General features: G+C 48.9%; 11 protein-coding genes. 7 read left to right on the top strand and 4 right to left on the bottom strand.

Annotated features, from left to right (window positions below):
• The first annotated feature begins 52 nt into the window (after nt 1-52).
• The 4 genes from ahpC (at nt 53) to KO512_RS12810 (ending at nt 3600) form a co-directional block, all read left to right on the top strand.
• Nucleotides 53-610 (top strand): alkyl hydroperoxide reductase subunit C, encoded by a 558-nt coding sequence (gene ahpC / locus KO512_RS12825; protein ID WP_215952754.1) that lies wholly within the window; start codon nt 53-55, stop codon nt 608-610.
• A 144-nt stretch (nt 611-754) separates the two neighbouring features.
• A complete protein-coding gene (ahpF, locus tag KO512_RS12820) occupies nt 755-2317 on the top strand; it encodes an alkyl hydroperoxide reductase subunit F (protein ID WP_215952753.1) in 1563 nt (520 codons plus the stop codon).
• 319 nt (nt 2318-2636) lie between these two features.
• Entirely contained in the window at nt 2637-2930 is a 294-nt protein-coding gene (locus KO512_RS12815; protein ID WP_215952752.1) for a hypothetical protein, read from the top strand.
• A 199-nt stretch (nt 2931-3129) separates the two neighbouring features.
• A complete protein-coding gene (locus tag KO512_RS12810; RefSeq protein WP_215952751.1) occupies nt 3130-3600 on the top strand; it encodes a nucleoside triphosphate pyrophosphohydrolase family protein in 471 nt (156 codons plus the stop codon).
• Between the two features lie 107 nt (nt 3601-3707).
• On the opposite strand, the gene KO512_RS12805 is transcribed toward KO512_RS12810, so the two are convergent.
• Nucleotides 3708-5687, bottom strand: coding sequence for a DNA topoisomerase III (locus KO512_RS12805; RefSeq protein ID WP_215952750.1), 1980 nt, complete (start codon nt 5685-5687; stop codon nt 3708-3710).
• 111 nt (nt 5688-5798) lie between these two features.
• Nucleotides 5799-6179 (bottom strand): glutathione S-transferase N-terminal domain-containing protein, encoded by a 381-nt coding sequence (locus KO512_RS12800; RefSeq protein ID WP_215952749.1) that lies wholly within the window; start codon nt 6177-6179, stop codon nt 5799-5801.
• Nucleotides 6180-6431: 252 nt separating this feature from the next.
• Between KO512_RS12800 and KO512_RS12795 the strand changes: the two genes are divergently transcribed.
• The gene (locus KO512_RS12795) at nt 6432-7022 is read left to right on the top strand and encodes a TIGR04211 family SH3 domain-containing protein (protein ID WP_215952748.1); all 591 of its coding nucleotides are present in this window, start codon (nt 6432-6434) and stop codon (nt 7020-7022) included.
• Between the two features lie 194 nt (nt 7023-7216).
• Here KO512_RS12795 and KO512_RS12790 read toward each other — a convergent pair whose 3' ends face one another.
• Nucleotides 7217-8848 (bottom strand): acyl-CoA synthetase, encoded by a 1632-nt coding sequence (locus tag KO512_RS12790; protein ID WP_215952747.1) that lies wholly within the window; start codon nt 8846-8848, stop codon nt 7217-7219.
• A 226-nt stretch (nt 8849-9074) separates the two neighbouring features.
• Between KO512_RS12790 and KO512_RS12785 the strand changes: the two genes are divergently transcribed.
• Complete coding sequence (locus KO512_RS12785) at nt 9075-10589, top strand: PAS domain-containing sensor histidine kinase (protein WP_215952746.1); 1515 nt, start codon at nt 9075-9077, stop codon at nt 10587-10589.
• 12 nt (nt 10590-10601) lie between these two features.
• Entirely contained in the window at nt 10602-11210 is a 609-nt protein-coding gene (locus KO512_RS12780) for a response regulator transcription factor (RefSeq protein ID WP_215952745.1), read from the top strand.
• 136 nt (nt 11211-11346) lie between these two features.
• Here KO512_RS12780 and KO512_RS12775 read toward each other — a convergent pair whose 3' ends face one another.
• Nucleotides 11347-12372, bottom strand: a complete 1026-nt coding sequence (locus KO512_RS12775; RefSeq protein WP_215952744.1) for a DMT family transporter — start codon at nt 12370-12372, stop codon at nt 11347-11349.
• Nucleotides 12373-12400: the final 28 nt, after the last annotated feature.

Raw genomic sequence — 12400 nt, 5'->3', positions numbered from 1 at the left:
CATTATAGATCTCGTTCCCAAACACAACATCTTACTCACTGGAGTGACTATCATGATCAACACAACTATCAAACCTTTCTCAGCTACAGCGTTCAAACAGGGCGAATTCGTCGATATCACCGAAGCGGATGTATTAGGCAAATGGGCTGTTTTCTTTTTCTACCCTGCTGACTTCACCTTTGTCTGCCCAACCGAACTGGAAGACCTCGGCAGCAAATATGAAGAGCTGAAAAAAATGGGCGTTGAAGTGTTCTCTGTTTCTACCGACACACACTTTTGCCATAAAGCTTGGCACGACACCTCTGACGCTATCGGCACTATCAACTATTACATGGTTGGTGATCAGACTGCCACTATTACTAACAACTTTGGTGTACTGCGTGAAGGCCAAGGCCTTGCGGATCGTGCGACCTTCTTGATCGACCCAGAAGGTGTGATTCAAGCGATGGAAATCACTGCCGAAGGTATTGGCCGTGATGCTGACGACCTGATGCGCAAAATCAAAGCCGCACAATATGTTGCAGCTCACCCAGGTGAAGTTTGCCCAGCGAAATGGAAAGAAGGTGAAGCGACTTTAGCACCATCACTCGATCTCGTCGGCAAAATCTGATCCACCAGCGATGACGGGGCTTTTATAGGCTACCCCATCGCAGAAGAAAGACACCCACCATCACGCTTCTTAAAAGCGTTGATGGTGGGGGATTTAACCTACCGCTCAATATCTTTTAACTCAATTCAATCCGGATGGTGATTTATGTTAGACAGCAACATGAAACAACAACTGGGCACCTACCTTCAGAAAATCGATAGTCCGATTGAGTTGACGGTGTCTGTAAACGAAACTCCAAAATCAAAAGAGCTGGAAGCACTCGCGAAAGAGATCGCTGAGCTATCAGCCAACATAACCCTAAACATCAAAACCGATGATTCAGGCCGCGTACCCCGCATGGCGATTGCGCCTAAAGGAGAAGTCGCCAGAGTCACCTTTGCCGGTGTGCCGATGGGGCATGAGTTCACCTCGCTAGTGTTAGCCCTGCTACAAGCCGGTGGCTACCCGAGTAAAGAAAGTGAAGCGCTACAGGCGCAGGCAAAAAGCCTGACCAAGCCACTCAATTTTGAAGTGTATATCTCGCTTTCATGCCACAACTGCCCCGATGTAGTTCAGGCCATTAATTTGATGGCAATACTGAACCCCAACATCAGCGCAACCATGATCGATGGCGGAGTCTTCCCACAAGAAGTGGAAGAACTCGGTATCATGGCAGTGCCAACCCTAATGTTAAACGGCCAACCCTTTGGCAATGGCCGCATGACATTAGAAGAGATTATTAACAAGGTCGATGATAGTGCCGACGAGAAACAAGCCGCAGCACTCGCCGCTAAAGCACCCTTTGATGTGCTGGTCGTCGGTGGCGGCCCCGCCGGCGCATCCGCCGCGATTTACGCTGCCCGTAAAGGCATTCGTACCGGTATTGTCGCTGACCGTTTTGGTGGCCAGGTGATGGATACCATGGCTATCGAGAACTTTATTTCGGTTAAGGCAACCGATGGCCCTAGGCTGGTCGCGGGACTAGAAGAGCACGTCAAAGAGTATGACATCGATGTGATGACGAACCAGCGTGCCGTCGATATCCGTGACATAGCGGGGCCTGATGGCCAACAGGTCAAACAGGTTGAACTGGAGAACGGTGCTATCTTAACCGCTAAATCGGTGATTCTAGCCACCGGTGCCCGCTGGCGCGAAATGAACGTCCCCGGCGAAGAGCAATATAAAACTAAAGGGGTCGCCTTCTGCCCGCACTGTGATGGCCCTCTATTTAAAGGCAAGCCCGTAGCCGTCATTGGTGGCGGTAACTCCGGCATCGAAGCCGCGATCGACCTTGCTGGAATTGTTGAACATGTAACGGTATTGGAATTTTCCGATATCTTACGGGCCGATGCGGTGTTGGTGAAAAAAGCAGAATCACTGCCTAACATCACCATTATTAAAGAGGCTATGACCACCGAAGTACTGGGGGATGGCAATAAGGTCACTGGCCTTTCGTATAAAGATCGGAGCACCGACGAAAGCCACGTTGTCAATGTAGACGGTATTTTCGTCCAGATCGGATTAGTGCCCAACAGCGACTTTTTGAAAAACACTATCGAACTGAGCAACCGCGGCGAGATCGTTATCGACGACCGAGGCCAAACCAGTATGCCGGGCGTGTTTGCTGCTGGCGATGTCACTACCGTGCCGTTCAAGCAGATCATTATCTCTATGGGCGCCGGTGCAACCGCTGCACTCGGGGCGTTTGATTACTTGATTCGTCAGTAATCAACGCGGCATCACTCAACCAACAAGCCACCGTCTGACAACGGTGGCTTTCGTGTATCAGAGCTCTTCTATCAAACCTGGCAACATCTTCAATCGAACCCGTCACCTTCTCATCACATCCGACTCAGCACCAAACACTTCTTCAAAAAAGCCACCGCCCGCCGCGGTCAAAACCAAAGAGTTTTTAGCATTTCGATAAGCAATGTTACGTGCTTCAAGATAGTTTTAAGGTTCCATTCATCCATGCTATATACTCTGAATAGTAACGAGGGAATGAGCGCACGGTTCTCACAATACAAAGTACAATTGGGGGACATTCATGAAGCTTAAATTACTGCTATCTAACATCGCGGTCTCTGTCGCACTTTCATCAACGACACTAGCAATGGCCGGCAATGACCCCATCGGGGGCATTGATATCATCATAGATAGATCTGCGCTGTGCCACCCACACTGTGATGAAAAAGCCCCCATTGCTCCTGGTGTGAGTGGTGATAAGACCTCCGTTCAAGGCAATCATGCCGTTAAGAAGGTAAGTTCTGCGCGTTCGCCTAGCATTAAAATGAAGCAAGGTGACCCGAATGCTAATCGTTATGATTTTAAAACAGAATAAGGTGCCTGCGAACAGGTCGTGTCGAGCTAGAAACAGCGAGATGCTTTTTGCCGAGAACCACAGTTCTTCCTTCCCTCTCTAATTATGCAATCAACAATAATGACCATTAACTGCATTCCCGCCCTTTCAAAATTGCGATTCAGAGGTGAAACCGTCATCATAGAGGCCGTTTTTAACTGTCAACGGTATACACAGCACAATGAGTAATTTCACCGACGTATCTTATCTAAACACTGTCTTCGGCAACCTGAAAGGCGATCTGCAAAACCCCGACTGGGAAAAGGCAGGCAAACAACTACACCTGATTCACGAAGAGCTGGCTGAGCTGGTGGAAGGGATTAACAATAAAGATATGTCTGAAGTCCGTGATGCGGTAGCGGATATCCTTGTGGTCACCTACGGCATGGCCCATATCCTAGGTATTGATGCCGACACTGACATGTCGGCGGTGCAAGCGAGCAACCTATCAAAACTCTGCAAAACAGAGGACGAAGTCGAACAAACACTGGCTTATTACCGTAACGAGGTTGGTCTGAATGTTTACCGTGGTGGCGAACTGCCCGAAGCCTTTATCAAATCAGCAGAGGATCAAACCGGCAGTGATGGTAAGTTCTATCCGGGCCACAAGTTCCTCAAATGTATCAACTGGCATGAACCTAAACTAGGTTGAATAACCTTTTTAGCTAAGCAGTAATGCTCACATCCCGCAGTCTTAATCAAACGGTGCCATGAGCACCGTTTTTAATTACCTTTTGTATCAAACACGCGTAAAGCAGTCTATGCCTTGCGGGGCGCGGCTTTTCTCGGCTTACTCGGTGTTTTACTTTTCGCTGACGTACGTTTAACCCCACTAGCGGGTTTACGTGTGCCCGTTCGACTGGTTCGCCGTTTTGGTTTTAGTTTAGGGCTGAGCGCTTTGAGCGTATCAGGAATTACCACCTGAGATGACTGAGCAATCAACTCTTTGAGCCGTTCTGCCAGCGGTTGCATGAAGCTGTTATAACTGGCTTCTTGCTGACATACCCGGCCGAGTTCAGATTCCCATAAGGCGGTCATATCCGGGGTCGTTGCGCTTTCAGGCAAGCAATTGATGAGCGCCCTACCCACCTCCGTGGAGCGGATCGCTTTGCCTTCCCGACTCAAAAAGCCCCGAGTGAACAGCAGTTCGATAATTCCCGCGCGCGTCGCTTCAGTTCCTAGACCATCCGTTTCCTTGAGCACTTTGCGGATTTCGGCATCGGTGACATAACGACCGATACCGGTCATCGCTGCTAATAGCGTCGCATCCGTAAAGTACTTAGGGGGTTGTGTATTTTTCTCATCCAAAATCCCCTCAATGCAGGTTAATGGCTGCCCCTCACGCAATACCGGTAAACTACTATGTTTCTCGGTAGCGTCCGAGAGCAGGGGTTTCCAACCTAGACTCTTTGTCTGATGAGCATTAGCAATAAACTGCCCACCGGCAATACGCAGATCAACCCGAGTATCATCATATTCATACGGCGGCATAAACTGCGCCAAATAATAGCGGCTAACGAGGGTGTAAAGCTTACGCTCGGCATCATTCAGGGAAGACAGATTCGCCTGTCGCGTGGTTGGAATAATCGCATGGTGGGCACTGACTTTTTTATTGTTCCAAGCAGAGGAGCGCCGGCTAGCATCAATCTGCGGTAGATGCTCTGCAAGGCTTGGTTGATTGCTCGTGATACTCGCGATAACCTCAGCCGCCTGCGCAAAATGACCTTCTGGCAGATAACGACAATCGGAACGTGGGTAGGTCAGCAGTTTATGGCGTTCATAGAGTTTTTGGCAGTTATCCAGTACCTCTTTAGCACTCATGCCAAAACGCTTGGCCGCTTCTATCTGTAAGCTAGACAAACTAAAAGGTAACGGGGCATTCTCACGCTTACGTTTTTGCGTCAGATTCAGCAACTCTGCCGGTTGACCTTTGATCCGGCTGATCACCGTTTCCGCCAGTTTACGGTTTAATACCCGCCCTTCATCATCCTGATAAGGCTGACAATTCTCACTCGGCTTCCATTTGGCATTAAAACGCTCCCCTGCTTGCGTTTCAACGACCGCTTGCACTTCGTAAAAGGGCTTGGATACAAAGTTTTCAATCTCGGCATCACGGCGTACAACCAAGCCCAACAACGGCGTCTGCACCCGCCCCACCGACAAGACGCCTTGATAACCCGCTTTACGCCCCTGAATACTGTAGGCGCGGGTCATATTGATGCCATAAATCCAATCCGCGCGGGAACGCGCTAATGCGGAAACAGATAACGGTATAAATTCACTATTAGGTTTTAAATTCTGTAAGGCAGCACTCACCGCTTTAGGGTTAAGGTCACTGATCAGCAACCGCTGCGCTGTTCTTTTCTTCGTTTCACTAGCGCCCAGATAATTAATCACCTCATCCACCAGCAGTTGGCCTTCTCGGTCTGGGTCGCCCGCATGTACCAATTGTTTCGATTGGCGAATCAAGCGCCGTAACACCGTTAGCTGTGAACGAGTTTTCGTCCGAGGTTTTAATTTCCACTCATCGGGGATAATCGGCAGATGCTCAAACCGCCACGGTTTGAAATCAGGATTGTAGTCTGCGGGGTCCGCCAGTTCGAGCAGATGCCCTAAACACCAGCTGACGCAATCACCATTACCTAGCTCAATAAAGCCATCCTGTTTTTTATGGGGTTTAGGCAACACATCCGCGATGGCACGGGCTAAGCTGGGCTTTTCTGCTATGTATAAAATCATGTTCAATAACACTGGTTAAATATACAGATAAGTTATCTTAATTCGCTCAGCGACGCTAGCGGCGGGCACAAAAAAAGCAGCCTTCGCTGCCTTTATTACCCTCAACAATGCTTATGCACCAATGTTTGGCGTGACATAGGCCTGTTCAAGGTAATGAATAATATCGGAAGATTCATACATCCAACGAACTTCGCCGTCCGCTTCATCGATACGTAGGCATGGAACCTTTAGCCGACCACCCCCTTCAAGCAATTCTTGACGGTACAGATCAACTTTTTTGGCATCACGTAATTCAATATTTAGACCGTTACGACGCAAGGCACGACGTACTTTGACGCAAAACGGACACGCCTCATACTGATAGAGTGATAGATGAGCGGTGCGAAGATCTAACTCACGCTGTTGCTCAGAGTCCCGTTTAATGGTGCGAGGACGAAAAACAAAGTTCAATAGCAGGATGATCCTACCGAGAAACCAACGAATAAATGCCACTCTGATAACTCCTTAATTCGGGCCTGATGGCAACCGGTTAATTCGCGCGTTAGTATATCACTACCTTAATCAATTGTTCCCGTAAAAAATCAGGGCTTAACCCAAAGCCAATTGATTGTATAATGTTAAATTATTACGACAGCCGCTGAACTTATCGCATCAATACCGGTCTACCGCTGTCCAGCTTTGCCTGAAAACCAGGTTTCGGTTTTAGGGGGGGGAAGGCTGAACGTCTACACAAACAGGAAGAACATGAATTCGTCAATTAAACTCCCGAAAAAGCCATGGCTTGCATGTCTTTTGGCCGCGGCACTATCGACATCAGCAAGCGCCGCTAATTATGTCAGCGATGATGTCTATACCTTTTATCATGGAGGACCGGGAACCGAGTACCGGATTACAGGAAGGATACGTAGTGGCTCGCCTGTAACGGTTCTTACTCGTAATGAAAAAACCGACTTCATCCAGATTAAAACCCCGAGTGGGAAAGTGGGCTGGATGCCTGCCGATAAGATCTCGTCTGGCACGAGCTTGGCCGATCGTTATCCCAAACTGGAAGAACAGCTAAAACAGAATGAAGCGAATCTCGCTGCACAAGCTGAAGAGATTTTAGCGCTGAAACAACATAATCAAAGCCTTGCGGGCCAAAATGCGGGCAATGCTGGAAAAGTATCGGCCCTTGAGGAAGAGATCGTCAGCCTCAACCGTACGATTAACGGTATGGATGAAAGCAATCTAATGCGCTGGTTTACCTATGGTGGTTTAGTCGCGTTTGGCGGACTACTCTTAGGTCTTATGGTCCCTTACCTGCCAAAACGCAGAAAACGTCACGACACTTGGTAAGTGTTTAGGTCAATCGTCTTTACTCTGCATCACTAACAGATAGAGAGGGTCGTTCGTCAGCTGGGCGACTATCGTTAGGGGACAGTTAGGAGTGGAATAGAGACGATAACCACTAGCATGGCTATCTAGAGATAAAAACCTGAGCAACAAGAGATACGATGTCTTGTTGCTCAGCTGTTTCTACTGACAAGCCGTTAATCTTTGTTGGCTTTATCCCGCAAAACAAACTTCTGTATTTTACCGGTTGAGGTTTTGGGCAAAGGACCAAAGACGACTTTCTTCGGTGTTTTAAACTTCGCCATATTCTCCCGACAGAAATCGATAATCTCCTGCTCAGATACTTCGGCGCCCTCTTTTAGGGTGACAAAAGCACAGGGGACTTCACCCCACTTGTCATCATCTCGGGCAACCACCGCCGCTTCCATCACACTGCTGTTGCGATACAGCACATCTTCGACCTCAATCGAAGAGATATTTTCACCGCCTGAAATAATAATATCTTTAGAACGATCCTTTATTTCGATGTAGCCATCGGGATGCCATACCGCCAAATCACCAGAGTGGAACCAGCCACCGGCGAAGCTTTCTTCTGTGGTAGTCGGGTTTTTCAAATAGCCCTTCATCACTAGGTTACCGCGCATAAAGATCTCGCCCATGGTGAGACCATCCTGAGGTACGGGTTCGAGCGTCGTCGGATCAGCCACCATCAGTCCATCCAACATGGGTGCTCGAACGCCCTGACGTGACTTCAACCGTGCGATCTCTTCATCACTGCGATCATTCCACTCCTGGTGCCACTCACACACCACCGATGGACCATAGGTTTCTGTCAGCCCATACACATGGGTCACACTGAAGCCCATCGCTTCCATACCTTGAATCACCGCAGCCGGTGGCGCTGCCCCTGCAGTCATCACCTTAACCTGATGATCGATCCCCGCTTTCATCTCATCCGGCGCATTATTCAACATATTCAAGACAATCGGCGCACTACAAAAATGATTAACTTTCTCATTTTTGATTGCCGCATAAATATCATCCGCCCGAACATGTCGCAGGCACACACTAACGCCACTTGCAGCAGCCAGACTCCAAGGGAAACACCAGCCATTACAGTGAAACATTGGCAGCGTCCAAAGATACACGGGGTGATGTCCCATATCCCAAGAAACAATATTACTCATGGCGTTCAAGTAAGCACCACGGTGGTGATAAACCACACCTTTAGGGTTACCCGTGGTACCCGAAGTGTAGTTCAGGGTAATCGCATCCCACTCATCCTCAGGCATCTGCCATTTGTAATCGGCATCCCCTGTCGCAATAAAGGCTTCATAATCGGTAGAACCGATCAAATGTCCCCCTTCATAATAAGGGTCGTCGATATCGATCACTAAAGGTTTATGGGGAATCATTTTCAGTGCTTGTTCAATTACCTCAGAAAACTCCCGATCCACCATAATCACTTTGGCTTCGCCGTGTTGCAGAATAAAGGCGATCGCTTCAGCATCCAGACGCACGTTAAGCGCATTTAAAACCGCACCACACATTGGCACACCAAAGTGTGCTTCAAACAGCTCAGGCAGGTTGGGGGCCATCACGGCCACGGTATCGCCTTTGCTAATACCATTCTGAGCCAAAGCGCTGGCAAGCTGACGACAACGGTCATAGGTTTCTGACCAGTTACGCTGAGTCTGCTGATGAACCACTGCCGTATGATTAGGAAAAACGAAAGCTGAACGCTCGATAAAACTTAACGGACTCATTGCCGAGAAGTTCGCACTGTTTTTATCCAGTCCGAACTGATAGGGGTTCGAGTGTGTTGACATAATAGTTAGCCCTGAACATTGCTGTATCTGCGATCAGCTAGCAGGTACAGCATTATTATTGTATGAAAAGGGTGTGTTAAATCTTACCCTCTAGGGTATACCCTGATTGCATCCGCTATAATACGTAATTACCCTGGCGAAACAAGTTAGCCTTAAGTCCTAAGTCGCGTAAAACGCCCCCTAGGAATTGACTATTTAAGGGTTTTTACCTGATCAGCGAGCACCCATGAGTATAGAACAAAATCTGAAAGCGATCAGTGAGATGGATGAGGGCGAACGTTCCCGCTTTCTGGTAGAGCAATCCACCGATATGATCTCTCGCCACACCCCTACCACGGAATGGACCTTTCTCGATGTCAGCCCCGCCGTGGAACGGATGCTAGGCTATACCGTTGAAGAGATGATTGGCACCGCCGGCTACGACCTATTCCACCCGGAAGATGCTGACAATCTGATTAAACGTTCAGATTCCGTCCGCTATCGCAAAGGGATGTACACCAACGTTTATCGTTACAAACATAAAAATGGTCACTATATTTGGCTTGAAACCACCAGCCGTACTCTGCGAAATGCCGAGGGTAAACCGATTGAGGTGGTCTGTGTCTCCCGTGATGTTACCGAACAAACCCTCGCGCAGCAGGCCACCCGCCGTCTAGCACGAGTGGTGGAGTCCTCCTCCGATATGATTATGTTCTGCAATCATAAAACCATGCAGCTGACCTATATGAACGAGGCTACCTACATCACCTTGGGCACCGAAAAAGAGAACCCCATGGTGTTCTATCTTGAGCAGATGTTTGAGCCTAAAGTCTTTGCCTCGTTGGTGCAGGATGCGCTAAGCCATGCCGCCGCGCATGGCACTTGGTATGGCAGCATCAAAATGCAGCTACCTTCGGGACGAGAGCGCACCGCTGAGATCCGTGAAGTAATCGCCCACCGAAACCTTAACGATGATATGCAGGTGGAGTATTACTCCATAATCGGCCGTGATATTACGCTGCGGCGTAAAGCCGAAGATGAGATGAAACGTAACCAACTGGAAATGGCCCATATTGCCCGACTGCTCTCCGTCGGCGAAATGGCTTCTGGGCTTGCCCATGAGATCAATCAACCCTTGGCTGCGATTCTAAATTATTGTCGCGGATCGATGCGCCGGATCGAAGAGGGTCGTATCACCTCAGTCGACGAAATTAGCAACTCAATGGGGCTGATTACCCGCCAGGCCAAACGCGCCGCCGAGATCGTCAAACGGATGCGTAGCTTTGTGAAGAAAACTGAATATCAGCGCATGGAATTCTCCCTCAACGAGAGTTGTCAGGAGATCACCGAATTCTTAAAGCAAGAAGCGCTGGATCACAACACCACCTTTGAGTTCGAACTGGAACATGGTGAATTACCGATCGTCGCTGATAAAATTCAGATTGAGCAGGTACTACTAAATCTGATCCGTAATGCAATCGAAGCATATAACGGCTGTGAAATCAGTCACCGTCCCGTTATTATCAACACTCGCAAAACCAAAGATTGTATCTATATTTCCGTGTCTGATCATGCGCAAGGCATCAGCAGCGAGATATTAAGCAAATTATTTGAGCCGTTCTTTACCTCAAAATCGACCGGACTGGGGATGGGGTTATCGATCTCCCGCACAATTATCGAGGCCCATGGTGGACAACTATGGGCAGAAAGTGATGGCCAGACAGGCACACAGTTTTATATTAAAATTCCAGCGAAAGGCTAGGACCAGATAAACATGAGTAAATACAACGGCACCGTTTTTATAGTCGATGATGACGATGATTTTCGTGATTCCATGCAGTGGCTTTTAGAAAGTGACGACCTGCCGGTCAAGAGCTTCTCATCCGCCCGAGACTTTCTCAATAATTATAAGGGTGATCAGGGCTGTATGCTGCTGGATGTTCGCATGCCCGAAATCAATGGTCTTGCACTACAGCAGATCATGTTAGAAAGAGATATCCGCCTACCCATCATTGTACTCAGTGGTCACGGCGATATTCCCATGGCCGTCACCGCCATGAAAAATGGTGCCATCGACTTTCTGGAAAAACCCTTCGATGACGAAGTGTTGATTCCGTTAGTGCAGAATGCCTTGAAAAAATCAGATGAGATACTCGCCGCGCAACAGCAGCGGGAACAGATACACCAACTCTATGAAACCCTGAGCCGACGTGAACGGGAAGTCATGGCCTTAGTGGTTTCAGGCAAAGCTAACCGAGAGATAGCCGAAGAATTGGGCATCAGTCCAAAAACGGTCGAAGTACACCGCTCTCGGGTGATGAGTAAAATGCGGGCAGAAAGCTTACCGGTACTGGTAAACCAAGCCGCGCAACTAGAAAGCTAAGTGGCTAGATCATTACACGGTTAGCAAAGATCACAGAAAAGACGGTAGCAGAGTCATCACTCAACATCGGTTGACGACCACTCTGTTGCCTACCCCGCTGACACCTATCTAACTGGGCAATGGTCAGAGGCCTTGACTACTTATCGCGGCTAACCGTTTCACGAATCACCGCCGTCTCAATCGAGACAACCGCTTCAACCACCGACTCGACCTCTAACTCAACGGCAGCTTCAAGCTCCTCAACAGCAGTCGAGTGCTGTTTCAGCCACGCGAGCCCCCTCGGCAGCAGTAGCCCCGCAATCACAATAGCCATCCCGACAAACTGCAACTCCGTCACGGACTGGCCAAAGAGCAATGCAGTCAATACCGCAAACACCGGTACGAAATTAAAAAACAGCGAGGCCGTCGCAGCACCCAACTGATTCACACCGCTGATCCATAACAGATAGCCGCCCACCGTACCAAAGACACCAATGAACAACAGATCTGCCAATACCCATGAGGAGATCCCTAGACTTTCCTGCAACGGATGCACCTCAGCGCTAAAGGCTAACATCAGCGAGATCACCCCAGCACCCGCCATCATGCCAACGAGGGTGAAAGGAATCATCGGCAGCCAACGACCGATACTTTGAGTCAGGCAGGTATACAAACTCCAACACAGCATGCCGACAAAAATCAGTTGATCGCCCTGATTAAATTCAAAGCCTAGCAACCGGGATAGCTCGCCATTGGTCAGTACCAACAACACACCAGACAAACAGATAATCAGACTGAAGATGGCAATCAGATGCGGGAATTTTCGCTGCCACAGTGTGCCCATTAAGGAGGTCGTTAACGGACTCAACGCCATAATCAATGCCCCATTACTGGCATCGGTTTTTGTCAGTCCAGTAAACAGGCATAGATTCAGCCCGCCGACGCCCACTATCGAAGCAATAATCGCCCACAACCACTGTTTTGGCGCTAACCGTGGCAGCGGAACCTTCGCCCAAACGGCATAAACGGATAAACAAGTTGCCGCCACCGCAAAACGCCAAAGCACTAGGGTAAGAGCACTCACTTCAGTTAGTGCATGTTTCCCCACCGGAAAACACGCGCCCCAGAAAAACGTACACAGCAGCAACATCCAAACAGCGTTGGTACTAGCTGAACGACTCATAACCGATCTCCCTCTCTAACGTTGCAAA

The sequence above is a fragment of the Amphritea atlantica genome (assembly GCF_018860855.1).
GTDB lineage: Bacteria > Pseudomonadota > Gammaproteobacteria > Pseudomonadales > Balneatricaceae > Amphritea > Amphritea atlantica_A.
Note: the sequence above shows the minus strand (reverse complement) of the source record. Positions and strands in the feature narration are given on the sequence as shown.